Origin of the sequence: Microcoleus harperi Pol14_C6, from assembly GCF_036701295.1 — a bacterium.
Taxonomy (GTDB): Bacteria; Cyanobacteriota; Cyanobacteriia; order Cyanobacteriales; family Microcoleaceae; genus Microcoleus.
The window spans coordinates 1-21,261 of sequence record NZ_JAUBQN010000062.1 but is presented as its reverse complement, the minus strand read 5'-3'; the positions used below and the strand labels follow the sequence as shown (position 1 = coordinate 21,261).

The 21,261-nt window shown below is 45.8% G+C and carries 13 protein-coding genes; 6 read left to right on the top strand and 7 right to left on the bottom strand.

Annotated elements, in window-relative coordinates:
- Positions 1-178: 178 nt before the first annotated feature.
- A complete protein-coding gene (locus tag QUA27_RS25650) occupies positions 179-1,399 on the top strand; it encodes an SNIPE associated domain-containing protein (RefSeq protein ID WP_510175271.1) in 1,221 nt (406 codons plus the stop codon).
- 38 nt (positions 1,400-1,437) lie between these two features.
- Here the strand turns inward: QUA27_RS25650 and QUA27_RS25645 are convergent, their stop codons facing one another.
- Both QUA27_RS25645 and QUA27_RS25640 read right to left on the bottom strand, forming a co-directional pair.
- The gene (locus QUA27_RS25645) at positions 1,438-3,177 is read right to left on the bottom strand and encodes an SUMF1/EgtB/PvdO family nonheme iron enzyme (RefSeq protein ID WP_333071674.1); all 1,740 of its coding nucleotides are present in this window, start codon (positions 3,175-3,177) and stop codon (positions 1,438-1,440) included.
- A gap of 1 nt (position 3,178) precedes the next feature.
- Complete coding sequence (locus QUA27_RS25640) at positions 3,179-3,532, bottom strand: Pepco domain-containing protein (RefSeq protein ID WP_333071673.1); 354 nt, start codon at positions 3,530-3,532, stop codon at positions 3,179-3,181.
- 187 nt (positions 3,533-3,719) lie between these two features.
- Here QUA27_RS25640 and QUA27_RS25635 point away from each other — a divergent pair, with 187 nt between their 5' ends.
- The 3 genes from QUA27_RS25635 (at position 3,720) to QUA27_RS25625 (ending at position 8,456) form a co-directional block, all read left to right on the top strand.
- Positions 3,720-5,642: an ABC-F family ATP-binding cassette domain-containing protein gene (locus tag QUA27_RS25635; protein ID WP_333071672.1), complete on the top strand. Its 1,923-nt coding sequence runs from the start codon at positions 3,720-3,722 to the stop codon at positions 5,640-5,642.
- 680 nt (positions 5,643-6,322) lie between these two features.
- Positions 6,323-7,543, top strand: coding sequence for a hypothetical protein (locus tag QUA27_RS25630; RefSeq protein ID WP_333071671.1), 1,221 nt, complete (start codon positions 6,323-6,325; stop codon positions 7,541-7,543).
- Between the two features lie 334 nt (positions 7,544-7,877).
- Complete coding sequence (locus QUA27_RS25625; RefSeq protein ID WP_333071668.1) at positions 7,878-8,456, top strand: TIGR04376 family protein; 579 nt, start codon at positions 7,878-7,880, stop codon at positions 8,454-8,456.
- A gap of 216 nt (positions 8,457-8,672) precedes the next feature.
- On the opposite strand, the gene QUA27_RS25620 is transcribed toward QUA27_RS25625, so the two are convergent.
- Entirely contained in the window at positions 8,673-9,569 is an 897-nt protein-coding gene (locus QUA27_RS25620) for a pirin family protein (RefSeq protein WP_333071665.1), read from the bottom strand.
- Between the two features lie 155 nt (positions 9,570-9,724).
- A complete protein-coding gene (locus tag QUA27_RS25615; protein WP_333040392.1) occupies positions 9,725-9,940 on the bottom strand; it encodes a hypothetical protein in 216 nt (71 codons plus the stop codon).
- A 98-nt stretch (positions 9,941-10,038) separates the two neighbouring features.
- Between QUA27_RS25615 and QUA27_RS25610 the strand changes: the two genes are divergently transcribed.
- Positions 10,039-10,284 (top strand): hypothetical protein, encoded by a 246-nt coding sequence (locus QUA27_RS25610; RefSeq protein ID WP_333071664.1) that lies wholly within the window; start codon positions 10,039-10,041, stop codon positions 10,282-10,284.
- A gap of 70 nt (positions 10,285-10,354) precedes the next feature.
- On the opposite strand, the gene QUA27_RS25605 is transcribed toward QUA27_RS25610, so the two are convergent.
- The 3 genes from QUA27_RS25605 to cbiD form a co-directional block, all read right to left on the bottom strand.
- On the bottom strand, positions 10,355-14,869 hold the full coding sequence (locus QUA27_RS25605; protein WP_333071663.1) for a CHAT domain-containing protein: 4,515 nt from the start codon (positions 14,867-14,869) through the stop codon (positions 10,355-10,357).
- 700 nt (positions 14,870-15,569) lie between these two features.
- A complete protein-coding gene (gene guaA / locus QUA27_RS25600) occupies positions 15,570-17,183 on the bottom strand; it encodes a glutamine-hydrolyzing GMP synthase (protein WP_333071661.1) in 1,614 nt (537 codons plus the stop codon).
- A gap of 335 nt (positions 17,184-17,518) precedes the next feature.
- Positions 17,519-18,640: a cobalt-precorrin-5B (C(1))-methyltransferase CbiD gene (gene cbiD, locus QUA27_RS25595; protein WP_333071660.1), complete on the bottom strand. Its 1,122-nt coding sequence runs from the start codon at positions 18,638-18,640 to the stop codon at positions 17,519-17,521.
- 805 nt (positions 18,641-19,445) lie between these two features.
- Here cbiD and QUA27_RS25590 point away from each other — a divergent pair.
- Positions 19,446-20,879, top strand: coding sequence for an MFS transporter (locus tag QUA27_RS25590; RefSeq protein ID WP_333071658.1), 1,434 nt, complete (start codon positions 19,446-19,448; stop codon positions 20,877-20,879).
- The last annotated feature ends 382 nt before the right edge of the window (positions 20,880-21,261 follow it).

Sequence of the window (21,261 nt, the reverse complement as noted above, 5' to 3'; positions counted from 1 at the left end):
ATACGGTTGCATTGATGATTTTCCTCTCAATAGTTTTACTTTACTAAGTGTACCTCATAGCTGTGAAAAACGCTATAGGCTCGAACTCAACACTAGCGACTTGCGACCGTCCGCCAACAGCTTCTCTAAAATAGTCTAAACTGATTAATAACGTATTTCAGCAGAGCTAGTGAATCTCATGTTGTCAACACTCCTCGTAATAGTGATAGGCGTCTTAACTGCGACATTGATACGACTCAAACTTCAGCAGAACAGACTACAACACAAATTACGCAGTTTGGAGGAAGAAAAGTTAATCCAATCCTGGGCTTTTTACGAACCTCTATATGACTTTATACATTCTCGGGACTATAAAACTCACCTCAAAAAAATTCGGTCAGAGCAGAAAAGCATGGAAGACAATGGTAAAGCTGTTGTGAGTATCAGTAATAAAAACTGGACTCTTCAAGGGAACGAAGAACAAGGACAAAACTTGATAAGTGCCTATAAAATATTACTTTTAGAAACTTTTAAAAATGAGTGTGAATATGCTATTAACAAGCTCAATCATAAGAATATATACGCCAGAGAAAAAATACTAAAAAATCAATATTTAAGGTTGAATAAAATGTCAAAAATTGCTGAGGTTGAGATTTCTTACTCCTACTATGATTGGTGCTTAAAAGAGTTACAGCTTACATATGAATTAAAACAAATAGAACAAGAAGAGCAGGAACAAAAAAAGATAGAAAATGACGAGCGTCGTGTAATTGAAAAAATCAAAAAAGCCAAACAAGAAGCTGAAAATGCTCAGCAGAAAAAGATACAATATCAGCAAGAAATCGAAAAAATACGTTTGGAAATGCAACAAAGTGTAGGCATCCAGCTACAAGAATATCAATCCCAAATCCAGCAGTTAGAAAAACAAGTAGCTCAGGCTAATAGTGAGGAAGAAAAAGCGGTTTCACGTTATCAAAAGCTCAATTCAGGCACTCTATATATTATTTCTAATGTTGATTCTTTTAAAGATAAGGATATTTACAGGATAGGAATGAATAGAAAAAATTTAGATGGGTTTATCAGCGATATAAACCGTGCAGTTCCATTTCCATTTAATGTTCATGCCAAAATATTTTCAGAAAATGGATTACATATAGAGAAACTATTGCATGAGCGGTTTCGAGATCGTAGAGTAAATAAACTTAATACTAACCGAGAATTTTTCCGAGTTTCTTTGGATGAAATTAAGCAAGCTATATATGAAATATCTAAAGAAACTGGAGATTTAAAGAATATTCCTCCCTTTGAAATATTTGATAGAGTGCCTTCAGCACAGGAACCTCATAAAACTTTATCTAGGGAAAAGAATAATGAGTATTCTAGCACAAGTAAATCTTATCCAGATGATGAAATGGCATAGAAAAAATAAGTATAGTAAATTAAATTTTGATTTTTGTCCTAGCTTCTGGACAAAGAACGAACAATTCGGAAGCCGGTGTCATTAAATCCACGATTTGCATCACCCTTTAGACGGGAAGTGGAACTACATAGGCGCGGCTCATTACGCCAGGAACCACCTCGTATTACACGAGTTTGATTCTGGCTGCTAGCCAACCAGGCCGATCCGTTTATAGGCGCATTATCGTAATTATCGTGCCAATAGTCTAAACACCATTCCCAAATATTACCGTGCATATCAAATAAACCGAAGTCATTAGCTAATTGAAAACTTCCGACAGGAATTGTTTTTCCTCGACTGATTCCTTTAGGCTCCGAATGATATCTGCAACTACCATCGTAATTGGCTAATTCTGTTGTGATAGTTTCGCCAAAGTGAAAAGGAGTTGTGGTTCCAGCACGACAGGCATATTCCCACTCTGCTTCGGTAGGAAGACGATATTCGCAACCTGTTTTTTGAGATAAGCGATCGCAAAACTCAACGGCATCATGCCAGGAAACTTCGGTAACAGGGTGACTTTTGCCTCCGCAGCGGGATGGGCGAAGTTTTAGATTTTGACGTACTTCTGGCAAAGAAGCAACTTCTTTCCATTGTGCTTTAGTTATTGGGTACTTGCCGATCAGAAAGGGTTGGACTGTTACGGAATGTTGAGGTTCGTCATTAGCAGAAGCAGATTTTGGTTGAGATTTTGGTGAACCCATCAAAAATGTTCCTCCTGGAATTACGACCATTTCTAATGTCACACCATTACCTAATTCCTCAGTTAATTGCTGGGTTTGATCGGAGTGGCTACTCTTCTTTATACCTTGGAAATCAACTGTTACAACTTCAAATGCAAATTGGGCAGTACCGGGAATTAGTGGTTTGACTAATTTATCGCTCGGTGAATAGCTGAAATCCTTGGCATTTTCTCTGGAAGCAGGCGGGATAGATACTTTTTCTCCGAGATTCCTAGTATCCCTTAAGGATGCCTGTTGACCTAACTCTAGCAACAAAGGAGAATCAGACAAGTTTGTATAATTGACACTAATCTGTGGAAACTGATCGGGTTTTCCATGATTGCGGTTAAGTTGTGGCACACGCTGTTGTAAGTATTGCTCTAAAGAGCGTGGTGTTTTATGATTGGTCAAACCCTCCAATAACGCATAAGTAAATGCACCCTGCTGTAACTCAGTAATCTCATAAGATCTCTCACTTGGATCGCATGAAAAAATAGTGATAATTCCTCGTTGCTTTGCTAACTTTGCTGTGTCAGTTCCTAGATCGCCAACCCCTTTGCTGCCATCTGTATTTTTGTCGCGACACATATCCAGAGCTAGTACAACATTTCTAGCTTGACAATTCATCAAACAGCGAGTTACAAAGTCGATAGAAATCGCTGTCTCTTCTAAATCTCTGGAATAACCATCGCGTGGAATTAGGTAATCGTGATTATCTCTGCCAAGCATCCCGTGGCCACTAAAGAATAACCATAAATTATCTGCTCCTTTAGCACTTACAATTTCATCACGTAACAACCGTCTTAGATTAGAACGAGTTGGATGAGTTGGTATTTTCCTGTTGCCAATAGGTTCAGAATCATCAGAACAGAGGATAACGTTGTCACGAGAAAACCCAGCTTGGTTACACAGAAAGTTTTTGACGCTATCTGCATCGCGCACGGCATATTTTAAATGTTTTGGCGCAGGAAGATGTTCATAATAATTGACACCGATCGTGATCGCCCAATTGTTCGACATTTTATTTCGATTCAGCCCGCTTGAACTTGAGAGTTATTGCACCTTTACCATTGGCTTCACTACTGCAAGCCCCCATGATGTTTACTTGTCCCTTACCATTAATCTCGATCGCCAACGTAACCTCATCCAATTGCATCCCCAAATTGCCACTGGCCTCCTTTTCAGATTCCTGGATCAACTGCCACACAACTCGCATTGTCCGGTTCCACTCGTATTTCAGCTTTTCAGGATCGACAGGTTTTGGCATTAATGCACTAACCTTTTTAGCTGTGTCTTCTCCCCAACCTTTTGCTCCTTCTATGATTTCATCTTCGGAATCTTCACGAGTAACAATCCAAATCGGTTCTTCTGACATGGGTATTTTACAGGATACATTTACTGAAAGTGATTATATCATTTGAACTAAAATTTTTGCAAGCTAATAAGTTTTTGATAATGCTGCTTCAGCATATAAATAGAGACTCAAATGTAAGTGTGGACGCTCAAAAGAAAGTTCTCTGATATCATAGATATAACGGACTGGTAAATGACTTTCTATACAGATGACTATTTTTACTCTGCGATCGATAAAAAAAGACTTCGGCATCAAGGAACTCTTGACAGATGCCAGCTTCAGCCTCGATGAAGGCGATAAAGTCGGACTCATCGGCACTAACGGTTCCGGGAAATCAACGCTGCTGAAAATGATTGCGGGTATGGAGTCGATCGACTCTGGCGATCGCTGGGTCAATCCAGGGTCTAAAATTGTTTATCTCCCCCAACAGCCGGATTTAGACGAAAATCACACTGTCTTAGAGCAAGTATTTGCCGACAGTGGCGAACAAATGGCTTTAGTGCGGGAATACGAGGAAATTTCCGATCAACTGTCTCACGGCAAAGGCGATACAGACAAGTTGATGGCGCGTCTGTCTGCGGTGTCTGAACGCATTGATGAGGTGGATGCGTGGGATTTGGAAACCAAGGCCAAATTGATTTTGACCAAGTTGGGGATTGAGGATTTTGATGCGAAAATTGCCGACTTGTCCGGCGGCTACCGCAAGCGAATTGCCTTAGCAACGGCCTTGTTGTCCGAGCCCGATGTGTTGCTAATGGATGAACCGACAAACCACTTGGATGCGCTGTCTGTGGAGTGGTTGCAGAACTATTTGAACGGCTATCGCGGTGCTTTGCTGCTGATTACGCACGATCGCTATTTTCTCGATCGCGTTACCAATCGCATCCTAGAGATCGATCGCGGCGACCTTTACAATTATTCTGGCAATTACGCTTATTACTTGGAGAAAAAAGCCTTAGCTGAAGAATCGGCCGCCAGCAGTGTTCGCAAACACGCGGGTGTATTGCGGCGCGAATTGGAATGGCTCAAACGCGGGCCAAAGGCGCGGAGTACCAAGCAAAAAGCTCGGATCGATCGCATTAAAGATATGCGAGCCCAGGAGTTCAAAACAGCCAACGGCAAAGTCGAAATTGCGACAGCGGGCCGCCGGATTGGTAAGAAGGTGATTGAGTTACTGAATATCTGTAAAGCCTATGGCGATCGCACTTTAATTAAAAATTTTACCTACAATTTCACACCCGAAGACCGGATAGGAATTATTGGCAGCAACGGTGCGGGAAAATCGACGCTGATGGATATCATCACCGGACGCATTCAGCCGGATTCGGGTACTGTCGAAATTGGCACAACCATTCATATCGGTTATTTTGACCAGCATTCCGAGGATTTGACGCCCAACGAAGACCAGCGAGTTATTGAATACTTGAAAAGTGTGGCGGAATTAGTGCAAACGGCGGATGGGGAAATCATTACCGCTTCTCAAATGTTGGAAAAGTTTCTGTTTCCACCGAACCAACAGTATGCACCGATTAACAAACTTTCGGGCGGGGAAAAGCGCCGATTATTTCTGTTGAAAGTGCTGATGAGTGCGCCGAACGTGCTGATTTTGGACGAACCGACAAACGACTTAGACGTGCAGACTTTGGCGGTTTTGGAGGATTATCTCGAAGATTTTAACGGCTGCGTGATTGTGGTGTCCCACGATCGCTATTTTCTCGATCGCACGATCGACATGGTTTTCGCCTTAGAACCGGGCGGCAATTTGCGTTTGTATCCCGGCAATTATTCGGTGTATTTAGACTACAAGAAAGCCGAAGAAGCTAAGGAAATCCAAGGACAAAAAGAAAAAGAAAAACTGACACGCACCGCTGAATCTAACAATTCAAAATCTACCAATTCCCCTCAAAAAACTACCAAAGTTTCCTTTAATGAGAAGCGGGAATACGAAGAATTAGAAAGTAAAATTCCGCAGATGGAAGCTGAAAAAGAAGACATTGAGAAGATTTTGTCTCACAATGCTCCCAGCGGGTTTGCAGAGATGAAGAAGTTATCGGATCGTTTGGCTCAGTTGACGCAGGAGATCGATCGGGCGACTGAGCGCTGGTTGGAGTTGGCGGAACGGGTGGGTTAATTTAGGTTGTCCGAGTGTTGTGTTTAGCTCCTGCCCAAAATGACAGGAGCTAGAAAAATTATGGCTGAAAAATTTTCTGGCTGAAACGAATATATATTGACAAATTTCAATATTTTTTTCTTTTTATATGACAAATAGTGCTGTAAAAAAAATATTAGTAACAATGCTTATTTAGCCGAGGATTTGGCAAGATTTGACAATTTATTACCTAAGTGTGATGAAGCTATGGTATTAAAGTTATACGATCGGTTTCTTGTTACTACTGTCCAGCAAACTGACAAACAAACTTAAGACTGGTAAAAGTCTAAAATCGTTGTTAAAGCTGCAATGCGATCGGAAACAGCACCAAAAAAACCGCTTTTTTTGCGAGCCTCAAGTAAAGCTGTATGTCAAAAACTGTGAAGACCCGGAGGGTGGGTTGACAAAAGCAGTAGAATATGCGGTAAAGTCAGCTTAAGCAAAAATAAGACTGGCAGCAGCAAACAGGGACTAAAAGGCCCAAAACAGTTAAAAAAAAAGTCGAGCGGGCAAAGTAAGTTGGCCGAGGACTAAAAATATGGTGATGAGTGAGATACAATTGACCTGTCCTGAGCCAAGAATTGGTCAACATCACAAGTATCCTGTAGAAGTCAAAAGTTAACAGTCTCAGGGTTGTCGAGCAGCGCGAATCAGAGAAAACTATGCCTCAAAAAGTAATCGCCAAACAGATGTCTTTGGAATCAGCGTCCGATCCGATCTCCGTGGTTGCGACCGTCGAAACAGTGCCAGCCGAAGCAGTGGCGGTAGAGTCCTACGCCGACCAGTTGATGGACGAACTGTTTGAAGGAGTCGATAGAGCATTCGACGGCAGCGGCGGACTGCCATCGGAACCCGTGCAGCCTGAATTCGTGGCGCTCAAGTCGATCTCTGTACCTCAAATAGTTTTGTCGCAGTTGGCACCCCCCCAGCCGCAGGGGGCGGAAAAAGACGTAGAAGCCATCGCCCGTCAAGTCGCCCTAGAAACAGCCAAAAAACAGCAGTCCAAACAATCCTTCGACAGAATCCTGCTGGGAGCAGCATGTGGGTCGCTGCTGCTAGTCATGGGGTTATGGCTCGCAAGCCGGTCGGGACTGGTGCGCTTGCCCGCCGCCCCCGCACCAGAGACACCCGCAGCAAGTGGAAAAACAGCACCAGACACCCCCTTTGTAGAATACGTGCAGCGCTCGCTAGACGCGATCGAACAAAAAAAAGCACCCCAAGCTAACTCCCAACTTGCAGGAGTTCCCGGAGCCCCCACCCCAGGGACGCTGCCGAGCATTCCAATTTCCGGCGCGCCACCAGCCACTGCAGGTCTTTCGACAGCAGTCAACCGCATTGCTAATGCCCTCGAACAAGCTGCCTCGCAGCCGGGAGCACCAGCACCCCAAGTTGTAGTCATCCCTCCCCCCGCTCAGGTGACTGTGGCTCCGGCTGCTCCGGTAGCTGCTGCTCCGGCGGCTCCTCAAACCACCGCAGTGTCCCCATCGCCGGCGGCCCCAGCCTCCGGTCGTGCGATCGCCGCTGCAGGCAGTCGAGATCCCCTCGCTGCTTCCCCTTCCCCCTCGGAGTCTCCCCAGCCAAAGATTTTGGCTCGCGAAACCGAACCGGCACCAGCGCCCCCAGCCCAGCAATCCGCGCCCGCGCCGGAGCAATCCGCACCGGCCGTCAGCAGCGCCCCGACTTCCGCGCACACGTTGGTAGGGATTTTGGAGCTGGGCGATCGATCGGCTGCTTTGTTTGAAGTAGACGGCGTAGCCCGCAGAATTTATGTGGGCGAAAGCATTGGCGCTAGCGGTTGGACGCTGGCAGAAATCAAAAATCAAGAAGCCGTTATCCGCAAGGGAGGAGATGTGCGATCGGTTTTTGTCGGCCAAAAGTTCTAATCAGTCATCAGTTATCAGTCATTAGTCATCAGTCATTAGTTATGAGTTAGGTCATAGGTAATCAGTAATGGGCAGCGATCGGGCTGTATATCACGAGCAGTGAAAACAGTTATAATATAGGAACCGCCAAGACGTTCTTAATTGTTGAAACCATTGCTTTTATTGCTTCTTGATTCTATCCGTTAAATCGCTTCCCAATTAGTTACCGAACTTTTTTCTGCTATAACTAACAACTCAGAATCGATAATATATCCCCAGTGACTAATAACCAATGACTAATAACTCATGACCAATGACTAATGACTCATAACTGATGACTGAGGAATTATAAAAAATGGGCTTATTTGATGATTTCAGCCGCTTTCTAGAAACCAGATTAGAAGAATTTTTGCGTAGCAATCCCCATCTGGAATTGCAGGCAATAGAAGAACAACTGAAGGAACAAGAAGAAGACACCCTGCGACTGATTCTCGATATCCAAAAACAAGAGAAAAAACTGCAAGCCGAAATTCTCTCCGCCGCTCAAGAAATTCAGCGCTGGAACGATCGCATCAACAAAGCTAAAGCTGCTCAAAGGCTCGATTTAGCTCAAGCCGCCCAAGAGCGGCAAGCCGCTTTGCTGCGTCAGGGAAATCAGCGCTGGGGTCAAATGCAAGGCTGCAAAGAACGGATTGAAAAAGCCAAAGAACTCTACCGCCAAATTCAAGTACGGCGAAAAGAAGTCCGAGCAAAAGCGGCAGAAGCTGCAACTCGAACTACCACCACTAAAACAGAGCAGAATTGGGATACAAAGGGTTGGAATCAGAGTTCAAATTATAGCAGTTTTACGGCCGCAGACCCTTTAGAAGAAAAGTTTCAACGCTGGGAAGCTGACGAAGAACTCGATCAAATGAAGCGTAATATAGGCCGATAGTTACGAAAGCATCCCAATCCTTTAGGAACGGGTTCATCCCGGAACTCGGATTCCTGGTGCAACTAATGGTATAAACAAAAGCTCTAATCAAGTAAAAAAACTTATGATTTGTCCCGGCAGTCAATCCACCAATCTGACGGGGTGACAACCCCGTCAGGTGAAAAAGGCGAATTCTGAATCAAAAAACTGTTTTTTAATTTAAATCGCTGCGGTTATTCACAACGGTTGCTCTGCTTGAGAAGGTGGCTCTTCTGGCAGCGGAATAAACTCTGTCTCTTGAGGAACCTGAGCAAACCGTCCCTCTCTCCAATCGAGTTTAGCTTGCTCAATGCGCGAGTGCCGACTCGAAACAAAATTCCACCACTTATGCCGCTCACCAACAGGTTCACCGCCAATCACAATACAACGAGCCTTGCCTGAAGCAGAAATGTTTACTTCAGTGCCTGAATTTAGAACTGCCAACCGATGTTGTTCCAGAGGCACTCCATCGATCGCAAGCCCCTCTGTTACGCTGTAAACCGCCTGTTCGCTGTAATTGCCCGGTAAGGTAAATTCTCTTCCAGCAGTTAGTTGCACGTCCAGATAAATCATCGGTGAAAATATTTGAACTGGCGAAGTACGACCATAGCCATCACCGGCAATTAGGGTGAACGAAACTCCTGCATCCTCCCAAACAGGCAACTCAGAAGCCGGATGATGCCGAAACCAGGGGTCGGTTTCTTCGTATTCATCGGGAAGTGCTATCCAGGTTTGAATGCCATGCAGGATGGCTTCTTTGCTGCGCTCGTCGTCAGGCGTGCGTTCGGAGTGGACAATGCCTCGCCCTGCTGTCATCCAATTCACCGCACCGGGACGGATTTCTTGAACGCTGCCCACACTATCGCGATGCAGCAAAACACCTTCAAACAGGTAGGTGACGGTTGCTAAGTTGATGTGCGGATGCGGTCTGACATCCACGCCCCGGCCGGGTGGAAACACCGCAGGGCCCAGATGGTCAAAAAAGATGAACGGCCCTACCAGTGCTAGAACGTCTGAGGGAAGCAAGCGACGGGCTTGGAACCCACCCAAATCTTGAATGTGTGGCTCAATGAGATGCTGGATGGTATCCGTCATAATGTTTATGAAGTTGCGAACGCTAGTTGTCTATGTCAAAAGTGCATTATACAAAAAGCTATCCTTGTAGAGGCCGATCGCAATATCAGTGACTGGTCTAAACTTTCCCAATCGAAAGCTGTTGTAGAGTGTCGAGTTCTCAACGAGCTTTCTGCTTACGAGACGATGGAGAGTTCATCACTGACTTGAACCCGACCTTTGACCAGGGAGCGAATCAGACGATCGAGTGAGCCACGTTCTTCTTCACTGATGGACTCATCAAGGATAGCGGCCATCATGCCGTAGCGGTCAGCTTTGGTAACGCGGTGAGTATCTGTGACAGTGGCAATTAATTCGTTGATAGCGCCGGGGAGAAGATTAACTGGATACATGAGATTGTTTTGAACTCGACACCTTAATCATCTCGTGGTTTCTCTTAAGAGCAAGTGATGGTGCTGGTTTTTTTGCGTGATAATACTGAAAATATTCGGTGAACCAAGTCCGTGTTACCAGTGAGCGAAGTCACAGCATTGAAACCTATGCAGCGGTGGAAAAATTACAACCCACCTTCCGCCCTTTGAGTGTGAGAGTTATATCAAATCCGCCCTTCATCGGAATTATCCATCTCTCTTCCCTTCCTCTGTATCCTCTGCGTTCTCTGTGGTTTAAACATTCCGATCTAACCGGAATTGATATCAAAGGGCCCGACGTGGGGTGTAAGACACCAGAAAAATGATAATTAGGCACACTAAGTACCCAAGAGCAGGTATTAGGTCTCTTGACGACAGGAAATCAGCTTTTCCGGGTTAACGTTTCTCTGCTTCGCCAATGAGGGTAAAAGCTGCCCAATCTACAGGATTAGGATGTTTGACCAATGTCACCAGCATGGCCTTCCGCAGCGCTTGGGCAATATCAGGGGTTAGCTGCATCTGCCGATAAAATTCCGCCATCAACTCGGCTGTTGATTCGTCAGATACTGACCACAGAGAAACTACAACACTCGGAACGCCTGCTGCAATAAACGATCGCGATAAACCAATGATGCCATCACCTGTAATACGACCGCGACCCGTATTGCAAGCACTCAAAACGACGAGTTCGGCATTCAACCTCAAATTGAAAATTTCGCTAGCAGTGAGTAAGCCACTGTCACCCTTGCTTGGGGCAAGTGCGATGACTCCAGGTACCCCCAATTCCTCTACGTCATCCAAAATGCCGTGAGTTGCTAAATGCACGATGCGCGATCGCTCTATTTGCTGTAAAACAGCTACTTTTGTCGCTTTGTCGCCTGTAAGCGGTTCAGCATTCAAAAGCTGAGCGATCGCGATCGCTTCGGCTTCAGCGTGTGGGAGTGATGACAGTTGTTGAGGAGGTTGGTTCGTCGTAAAGGCAACACTTGGCATGGTAGGATTCCCAACCACTAGCGCACCTTTTCCTGAAGCAAGCTGTTGCTGTTTCTTTGTTAAAGACAGCACTTGAATTGAAGGTGCTGTTAAAATAGTATGTTTTTCTATCAAGTAGTTTCCCGAAGTATCTTGCAGCGCGGCAAAGGGAACTAAGAACAAAGATTCATGAGGAATAAAGGTAATTCGCGACGCTGGATCTTGAGGTAGAAGGTCAGCAATTGGTTCGATCAGTAGTTGATAAAGCTCTTGCAATGACGGATCTAAAAATCGTTGCTCGACAAGAGGCATGGTTGGGGTGGGATTTGTAGCTGGTTGGGATCGCTGCTTGTTTCGCAGGCAACTGGGAATGAAGCAACGACCTTGAGTAATCACGGCTTTTAATGAAGTTTTTTCTTCAGCCAAACGTTTCAAACTGATGCGACGAAATTCAATTTTTCCGGTCGGCTGCGTTACCCAGATATAAAGTTCTGAATCTTGCAGCTTTCTTTGACCATCAGCTTCTACAACTTCTTTGATAAGCGAGTAAGAAACTAAAGTAGAATTGTGTTCTTTAGCAATTTGCTGTATTTCCGGAATGTCGATCGGTTTTATTTGAGTTTCTGATGACTTTAGGGTAGCCTGTGCTGACTGGACAGAAAAACGGTGGTTCAATAATCTAACAAAAGCTTGCGCCCGTCCACGCTCTGCTATTTCTAGCGCTTCTTTATGCTTATTTTGATTGGCAAGCACTTCTTGTAACATACTATAACTTGTTTCTTGGGTTTCAAAAATTGAAATTAAATCGAGGTCGTTATTTTTTAAATTTGACCGCAGAGATTCCCAAATTTCAATAGCTGAAAATAAAACTTTGATAGCTTCTGCTGGTTGCTTTGCTTTGTAGAAAGCGTCACCTAAATTGCTGAGTGCGCGGCCTTCGGCGTGGCGATCGCTCAGTTCTCTGGCAATGGCTAAACTCTGTTGGTAAGACTCAATCGCTTGAGGATAATTTTTGACAGCATAGTAAGCAATTCCTAAATTTTCTAAAGCGCGACCTTGAACGAAACGATCGCGCAGTTCTAAGGCGATCGCTAAACTTTGTTTCTGCTCTTCAATTGCTTTGGCATAATCAGTCAGGGAATAGTGTACTAATCCTAAATTACTCAAAGCAATGGCTTCGCCTCGGCGATCGCGCTGCTGTTTAGCGATCGCTAAACTTTGCTCTTGATATTCTACTGCCCTTGTATACTCTTTTTGGGCGTAATAAACTAATCCCAAATTTCTTAGGATACTCGCTTCTAAATCAGCCGATTTTAGGGAGTGCGCTACTTCCAAACTTTGCTCGTAGTATTCGATCGCTTTTTTATAATTGCCAATCGCGCCGTAAGCAGCTCCCAAACCAATAAAAGCTTGTCCCTTTCCCAATAAATCGGCCCTGGATTCCGCTTGTGCTAACCGCTGTTGCTGGTAAGAAATTGCTTTTTCATAATCTCCGATTGCGTAGTAAGTTGTGCCTAGATTGTTGAGGGCATAGCCTTCCCTAGCGTCATCGCGGGAGAGTCTCGCCAGCTCTAAATTCTGCTGGTAGCAGGCGATCGCTTTGCTGTAGTCTTTCGGCGCAGTTTGGAGGGGCACTCCTGCCTGCTGCTCCAATAATTGTTCCTCAGTTAAGCACTGAATGGCACTCGGTGTCAGGCTTACTAAGCCATTGTTTAGAGGTGCGAGTTCAGGGAACTGAAAGCGAGGTAGTGCTGGTGATTCTGGTGGCACGGGGGAAGGTATGAACACTCGTGGTTCTGGTGGCACTGGGGAAGGTATGAACACTCGTGGTTCTGGTGGCACCGGGGGAGGTATGAGCGGTGGTGGTTCTGGTGGCAGCGATGGTTGTATTGCTGGCACTGGGGGAGGTATGAGCGGTGGCGGTTCTGGTGGCTGCGGGACAGGTGATGGTGCTGGCACCGGGGAAGGTATGACCGCTGGTGGTTCTGGTGGCAGCGCGGGAGCCACCTCCACCGAAGGATTTGGTGGATTGCTAAGGAAGCTGATCTCACCTGCCTTGATTCCGCTAGTGTTGATGTTGCCCGTACTGATTTTGCCTTCTGAATAAAGGGTGACGCTGCCTCCGTTTCCAATGAAGCTAGAGGTTGTAATTTCACCGATGGCGATCGCGTTTGTCCCATATAGGAAAATTGACCCACCGTTACCGGCTATCGAGGAAGCGTTCAAGGTGCTGGCGTTCGTATTTATGCTTCCCCCCGTGCTGTAGAGGGTAATATTGCCGGCATTGCCCGTTAAAGTTGAAGTATTCAGGTTTTCCGCTGTGATGTCCCCAGACGCTACCAGCGCGAGATCTCCGCCATTTGAAGTAATGGATGCTGCTTGAATGCTGTTTGCAGCGCCTAAAAAAACTGAACCTGCGATCGCGATATTGCCAACTTGAATGCTGGCAGGTGAAGAACTGGCCGGTGCTAGAGCGATCTTTCCAGTGAGGGGAGTGGGTAGGTTGCCAGCCGTTAAAACCAACTGCGGTCGATCGCTAGATGCGGAACTGCTGATAGCGAGATCGCCTGCTGCGATCGCGCCTTTGGCTTGCACTTCCAGAGAAGCGCCTGCGTAATTACCAAAAGAGACGTTTCCGCCTGAGACGATCGTAGAACCGCCTGAACTTGCGAAGTTGCCGGGGCTACCTTGCAGTGTGGCAATTGAGAAATCGCTGCCAGCTCTGAAGAGGGCATCACCGGATACAGTACCGTTACTGGTAAGTGTGATGCGGCCGCCAGCGCTCAGTGAGCTTTGGGAGTGATTGCGAGCCTGGATGTCTATTTGGCGATCGCCCTGCAGGGTTAGGTTTCCACCTGCACCTGCAACAAAATAATTAGCGGCGCTGTCGCGGATGCGGACATTTTCCCCCGCTTGCAATTTCAAGTCACCGGTTGTTTGTAGTTGCCTGTTTGCTAGAGTCAGGTTACGCGCCGCTGACACAGTAGCCGTTTGAGCAGACACTGCTAAATTTTGGTTCGCACCAGTTGCCTGAGTGTCGGCAATTGCCACATCGCCCGCTTCTACCCGCAAGTCTGAATTCGTTAGCTGTACGCTTCCGTCGCTGTTAACTGTAACGCCTGTAGCATTGCTACTACCCCCTGTCAGCAGTTGGGACAGGGTGAGGGGACTCAACGGCACAGAAGCCGAATCTAGATTAGAAGAGGGGGAAATTTCTAAACTCAGCAGATGCCCTGCTTGAGAAATGCGGACTAAGTTTTCTCCGGGCACCGATGCGATCGCAATCTGCCCGGAAGGTGCTGACAAAGTACCGGGGCTGAAAACTGTTCCGCCTATTAAAGCTAGCGTTTGCCCGTTAGGTACGCGCAGTTGACCGAAATTTGCGATCGCCCCTGGCTGAGCTGTACCAAAATTTAAAGTGCTTGGCGTTCCTATCAGCATAGCGTATTCATTAACGCCAACTGCCTGAAACCAATTGTTGCCAAATCCGATTCCGGTTGCTGTCGTTGCCAAGAATGAACCAGGCACGTTTAGTTGAGCATTGGAACCAAAAACAATCCCCGCCGGATTCATCAAAAATAAGTTAGAACTACCGCCTATTACTTGAATTAAACCGTTAATATAAGAAGCATCGCCACCCACAACTCGCCCTAAAATATTGCGAATATTTGGCTCAGAAATAAAGTTGACAATTTGACCGTCTTTGAGTCCAAACTGCTGAAAGCTATGAAAGAGATTAGTGCCGTCTTTTGAGAGCTGTCCCCGGTTGATTTTAAATTGATTGCCGGAGGAATTAACAGCAGTTCCTGTGCCATCTGGAGAAGGAGTAATTGGCTGTCCTGTAGCAGCAGGTGAGAACAGTAAAAAACCTAAAGATACCACCCATGTACAAGTCAACATTTGCTGTTGATATCTTTGAGTTATTCTTGTTATAATCATTATACTGCTCCCTAGATTTTTTTTGCTGAGCGCGCTTAAATTATAATAAAACTTTTTCCTCAAAAAACATGACTGGAGTTTAAGCTAAGCACGTTAAAAAGTGCGATCGTAGCTCAACTGGCGAACGTTTATAAAACCCAGTTGAGATATAAGAGGCTGCAAGCCTTATCACCATCAGCCTAATAACAATAGTCCGGAGAGTTTTTAATTTATAGTCTGAAACCCTTGATTTTTCTTTGGTATTTCGATTGCCGAATCGCCTTGAAAGCCATATTATACGGTTGGTTATCAAACACTGTCCGAAGTCTTGTAATAAAACAAAGATTAACCTTGGCACTTGCATCAACTAGAGTTTTCTAAAAATTACTGACGAGGATTTTGCAAGTCTCTATCCAAGCATTTGCCCATTCTATTCCCCTACTTTGCCACAACCGGAAAAAACAAGGATTCGAGGATGATCCACTCTTCGTCTGTGAGGCTGGTAGAGTAGGGCATAACTGCTGGATACGAATTTTGCAGTCACTTTACTTCAAGTAAAAAATGTCAAATGGGTTCTATAAAAGCGATCGCCCTTTTCACTCCTGAACCCCCGGAAGCCCGTGAAGCGTACCTATCCCAGAGGGAATCGCCCTTTTATCCAAAATCAAAATAAGTAGACAGACAAAAAAATCAGTCCGCCTACTTAATCGCTAACTAGAAATCACTCCCACTCGATCGTTCCCGGTGGCTTAGAAGTAATATCGTAAACCACCCGGTTCACCCCCTTAACCTCATTCACAATCCGGTTCGAGATCAGTTCCAACAAATCGTAAGGAACCCGCGCCCAGTCAGCCGTCATCCCGTCTTCACTCTTAATAAATCGCAGAACAATCGGGTAAGCATAAGTGCGCTGATCGCCCATCACCCCTACACTGCGAATCGGCAGCAAAACTGCAAAAGCTTGCCAAAGTTCACCGTACAATCCGTGCCGGTTAATTTCTTGGCGAACAATGAAGTCAGCATCCCGCAAAATATTTAGTCTTTCTGCGGTAACTTCTCCTATAATCCGAATCGCCAGTCCCGGGCCGGGGAAAGGTTGCCGGTTCACGATTTCTTCGGGAAGCCCGATCGACCGGCCGACTTTTCGCACTTCATCCTTAAACAATTTTCGCAGCGGTTCAATCAGCTTAAATCGCAAATCTTTCGGCAAACCGCCGACGTTGTGGTGGCTTTTAATTTTAACAGCAACTCGTTCGCCACTTTTCGGGTCTGCATTAGTGTCAGCCGACTCAATCACATCAGGATAAAGAGTACCTTGTGCGAGGTAGTCAAAGGGGCCCAGACGCTTCGATTCTTCTTCAAATACGTTGATAAATTCGTGACCGATCCGCTTGCGTTTTACTTCAGGATCGGTAATCCCTTCAAGTTGAGCTAAAAAGCGTTCGCGAGCATTAACATACTCAACATCAATGTGGAATTGCTCTTTAAATAATTTTACCAACCGTTCTGGTTCATACTTCCGCATAAACCCTTGGTCGATAAACATACAGGTAAGTTGGTCGCCGATCGCCTTGTGCAGCAAGAAAGCCAAAGTAGAAGAATCTACGCCGCCCGATAGAGCCAGCAAAACTCGTTTATCTCCCACTTGCTCTCGAATTTCGCGAATCGATTCCTCCACAAAAGTAGCAGTCGTCCAAGTCGGTTCGCACTCGCAAATGTGGTAAACAAAATTGCGAATTAAAGCTATTCCCCCGATCGAGTGAACTACTTCTGGGTGAAACTGAACCCCGTACAAATTTTTCTCGTGGTGAGCAACAGCAGCACACGGAGTATTGTCCGTGTGAGCGAGGATCTCAAAACCCGACGGTAACTCGGAACACGAGTCTCCGTGACTCATCCACATCGTGCTGCCTTCTTCGACATTTGTCAGCAAATCCGTCGGATCGTCAATAAATAGCGATGCCTTGCCGTATTCGGCTAACTTAGCCCGCTCTACCGTGCCTCCGAGCTGCTTTACCATCAACTGCATCCCATAACACACTCCCAACACGGGTATTCCCAAATTCCAAATGTCTGGGTCGCAGTGGGGTGCTTTTTCATCGTATACAGAACTCGGGCCTCCTGAAAGAATAATTCCTTTAGGATTGATAGCTTTTAACTGTTCTGCCGTAGTCCGGTAAGAAATAACTTCTGAATATACTTGAGTTTCCCGAATGCGGCGAGCAATCAGTTCGGAATATTGCGAACCGAAGTCGAGAATCACGATCGTCTGGCGATCGCTCTGCCCTAGAGAAGAGTTTGTGAGGTCTGATTCAGTTTTTATTTGAGTAGTCACGGTTATTGCGTAATTGCTAATTGCTAATTGGGCAGAAAGTAGGGGATGTATTTGTAGCGGCTTCACTACAAGACTGAGGAAGGCGAGCAAGCATTAGTCGCTAGGAATAAATCTTATTTATACTAGATTGCAGTCAGCGCTCGTAGTCTATTAATAGGGTCGAAGGCAAGCATAGATTTACTTCAATCCTTACCCTAATTAATTAAACTCTGGCGTCAGAAACTGCGTCCCCAAGCAACCTAGTATAATTAAGGTCTAGGGACAAAGAATTATTACTTGTTAAATATTATCCCTGAGCGATGTTTTCAACAGAATTCAGGGATATTCACACTACATTAACAAATTTGGGTCAAAAATGTATCTCCTATTTCACTTTTAACAATAATTTTGCGATCGCGCCCGAACATCACCGAGCCCACGGGGATGTGCAAGTTAGTGTGAGTAAAAATGCAATCCGATGACCGCAAGTCTATTTGTCGGGCGATGTCGCCGTAAATTCGATCGACCCAATTGTTGCCAGTTTGAGCGTCCAAAGCCCGCAGTTGTCCGAGAGCCTCTTCGGCTGTTGCTGCGGCAAAAATTGCGGAACACGCATCAGCCGGCATTCCAGCCTTAGCACAGTAAGCTGTGAGAATTTCCCTGCGCCCGTCAGCGAGGTGGTGGTGAGTGTGAAAAATTCCCGCCGCCAATTTCATCAGCTTCCCGTGATAGCCAAACAGCAAAATTGAATGCACCCCCTGACATCCAGCTTCTACCAGCAGCGGGCCGAGCCAATTAGCGGTTTTGACTAACCTCTCAGGATTAATCCCCAGTTGTCGAGCCAAATCCAAGCCGTTTTCGCCGATGCAGAAAACCAAACAGTCAAACAGTTTGGCTTTTTGTTGCAGTTGTTCGCGGTAAACTTCCAACTGTCCCGGGGCGCTCAGCGGTTGAGAAATGCCTGTTGTACCTAGCAGCGAAAGTCCTTCTACCACGCCGAAAGCTTCGTTAGAAGTGCGGGCGGCTAGTTGCCGACCAGACGGCAGAATCAGCGTGACAGTAATTTTTTCTCCCCGTGCGAGTTCTCGGCTCAGATTCGATCGCAACAGTCGCATCGCGTAATCATAGATTGCCGCTCCTCCACCTGCTTTATGATGTCCAATTCCCTCCCCGCCAACAATCTTTATTTGTTCCCCCTCTTCCCAATTCCCCAATTCCACCATTGCCCAAACGGGGGTATTGCGAGTCAGATCGAGATTGTCCCCCGGATCGGAGCGAGTCACTCCTAAAGCAGTACCAGTTTTGAGTAGAGAGGCCTGCTCGATCGGAATTTCTGCCGTTATTTGCGGTTCCAGTAAATTTATTGATACACTATCAACCGACTGGATACCCTCACGCAAGCACCGCAAAGCTGCAAGTGCGGCTGCACAGGCAAATACTGGCAGTGTATACCCGGATAAAGGTTGAGTTTTTGTCACAATCTAATGCAAAAATCCGTAAATTTGCTGATAATTGACATCACACATTAGCAGTGATATCTTTCAAACGTTTAAGTTTAATTCTAGAGTTTGCTATTATCTTCAGTTAGCGTAATTTTTGTCAAGTAATAATTTTGTCCTACCAGTTGCCGATCTCAGCCACACTTTTTTTGATGTGCGTTAGCAGAGTCCTAGTAGAGGATCGGCAATAACCTACTCCGAAGCTTTAGCGGCATCAGGGGGCGATTTTCACAAAAAACCCGGAATCTCGATCGTGAGCGCTGGGACTGAACCAACGGATTCCAGGAATTAGGTAAAAATAGTTAGCAGCTATACTCCGCAAGTCGATCGTCTTTCATTCTATAGATTTATCTAGCCCTAAAGGTTTGAGAGCGGAATAGAGGATCGGGCGCGAAATTTGTTTTAGCCCTTGGGGTGGCTTGTTTGAGGCGGAATTCGAGCAATTTTTGGCAGGCGAAATGCTGCGCTCGCTTCCTTGTTAAGCCCTAAAACCTACTTTTGTAAAATTAGCAAACTTATATCTCCCAAGCGGTTGATGTGTCAGCGATCGCTTGCCATCTATATTAATAACCATTACCCGGAACTACCAGTCTAGCTTTCAAGCTCACACCTTGAAGGCGGGGCTGGTTTTATCTTAAGAGGCTAGCTCAGAAATTTTGAGCGTAGAGATTAAATTTTATTGACACCTGCGCGTGAAAAATAATTTAATGACCAGCCAGCCTCAAACCCTTGCCACAGCAGGATTGGCCAATTCTTTAATCTCCGACTAAAATCCTATTACTTTATGTTTGAACCAGTTGCAGAGTTAAATGAACCTTTATCTCTTCAGACTCCTGAAATACTAGACAATCAAATATCTCAGCTCGTTTTATCTTCAAAAACAGATCTCAAATTTTCTAAAAAAGACGTTCGATCGACCCTGAAAGCCTCAACTCTAGACGGCGTTTTTGCCGCTATCTTCGAGTCTGCGACTGCCGGCGTGCTGCTGAGCAACTTCTTGCTGCAACTCGGAGCGAGCAGTGTGGAAATAGGTATATTCTCGGCTATTCCGATGGTGGTAAATCTCCTGCAACCATTAGGAGCCTACATCGCGGACCGGACAACCAGTCGCCACTGGTACAACCTTTTTGTATTCGGCGTGTCGCGGCTGCTGTGGCTGGTGCTGGCAGTGGCTATTGTTTGGGGTTCCCAGCACCAAGACCTCCACCAACTGCTTCAATGGACGCTGGTAACAGTCGTAGCAGCTAGCGTGCTGGCAGCTTTTGCCAATTCTAGCTGGTTCAGTTGGATGGCTGCTGTGGTTCCTCAGCGCTTGCGGGGACGCTATTTTGCCTTTCGCAACAGTGCTGTCAGCCTCATCACTTTGCTGGGAGTGCCGTTGATGGGATTGGGAGTGTCAACTTGGGGCGCCGATCCAATTTTCGGCTACGGTATTGTTTTATTTGTGGGTGTTTTGGCGGGAATGATTAGTTTGGGGTGTCAATTCTTTATGGTTGATGTGAATCCCCAGGTATACAAAAAAGACGCTGAGAGCGATCGGCTTACAGAGAAAAAAGAAAAGCAAATAACAGATTTTGTGCCTTCTGTGCTGAAAGATTCTAATTTTTTAATGTTTATTCTTTACTTGAGTATGTGGGCATTTGCAGTTAATCTCAGCGCACCTTTTTTTAATATCTACCTGCTGAAAGATTTAAGCTTGGATGTAAGTTTGGTAACGATTTACACCAGCTTAAGTTCCGGTGCAAATCTACTTCTGCTGATGTTTTGGGGTAAGTTGGCAGATCGCTGGGGAAATCGCCCCCTGCTAATTGGGGTGGGGCTGGTGGTGGCGATAACGCCTTTGTTGTGGTTGGGTACGGGCAATTACCCGTTTGCGGTGTGGGTATGGCTGCCGCTGCTGCACTTGTTGGGGGGAACGACGTTAGGCGCGATCGGGCTGTGTAGTAACAATATTCAAATGGAGATAGCGTCGATCGAGCAACCTTCGACTTATTTTGCGATCGCCGCAGCGGTTTCTGGATTAGCTGGGGCTTTGGGAACTACCGCCGGCGGCTTTCTTGCCGAACTTCCGGGCATGAGTTTGGGAGCACTATTTGCCCTCTCGGCTGCTGTGCGGCTATTCGGCTTGCTGCCTTTGATTTTGGTGCGAGAACCCCGCAGCTTTTCGCTGCGATCGATCGTCCCCACTTTGGGACGTTTCAATTTAAACCGCGACTAGGAATTTTTCGCACACATTTACCGATCGAGAAACCAGAAAAGCCCACAGATTCCTAAAAACTTCAAGCACATCACACAAAACCTGAGAGTGGTTGAAACAAATTTTAATCCAAAACATAGTCCAAAGCTGCTAGGTGTTCTGCCAATACGTCACCATTATCTTGCAGCCAACTGACAAATCGATAAGATATAGCTGTTCTAAAAACTGACCTGGCATAGCGTAAATGTGTTTAAATGTTTCTTAGCTAGGGCGTTGGAGCGCTACTCCTGTTAGAAGAATCGAGCATTTTTCCATAACCAAAGCTACTATAGCAATCCTAAATGATTCGTAAAAACTTATAATTTATAATAGTTAAACCGTGTGTTAATATTTAGATTGGGAA

What these genes read in the sequence shown, in the direction of transcription:
- QUA27_RS25650 (WP_510175271.1), top strand. Translation starts at nt 179, where the DNA reads ATGTTGTCAACACTCCTCGTAATAGTGATAGGCGTCTTAACTGCGACA.
- QUA27_RS25645 (WP_333071674.1), bottom strand. Translation starts at nt 3,177, where the DNA reads ATGTCGAACAATTGGGCGATCACGATCGGTGTCAATTATTATGAACAT.
- QUA27_RS25640 (WP_333071673.1), bottom strand. Translation starts at nt 3,532, where the DNA reads ATGTCAGAAGAACCGATTTGGATTGTTACTCGTGAAGATTCCGAAGAT.
- QUA27_RS25635 (WP_333071672.1), top strand. Translation starts at nt 3,720, where the DNA reads ATGACTATTTTTACTCTGCGATCGATAAAAAAAGACTTCGGCATCAAG.
- QUA27_RS25630 (WP_333071671.1), top strand. Translation starts at nt 6,323, where the DNA reads ATGCCTCAAAAAGTAATCGCCAAACAGATGTCTTTGGAATCAGCGTCC.
- QUA27_RS25625 (WP_333071668.1), top strand. Translation starts at nt 7,878, where the DNA reads ATGGGCTTATTTGATGATTTCAGCCGCTTTCTAGAAACCAGATTAGAA.
- QUA27_RS25620 (WP_333071665.1), bottom strand. Translation starts at nt 9,569, where the DNA reads ATGACGGATACCATCCAGCATCTCATTGAGCCACACATTCAAGATTTG.
- QUA27_RS25615 (WP_333040392.1), bottom strand. Translation starts at nt 9,940, where the DNA reads ATGTATCCAGTTAATCTTCTCCCCGGCGCTATCAACGAATTAATTGCC.
- QUA27_RS25605 (WP_333071663.1), bottom strand. Translation starts at nt 14,869, where the DNA reads ATGATTATAACAAGAATAACTCAAAGATATCAACAGCAAATGTTGACT.
- QUA27_RS25590 (WP_333071658.1), top strand. Translation starts at nt 19,446, where the DNA reads ATGTTTGAACCAGTTGCAGAGTTAAATGAACCTTTATCTCTTCAGACT.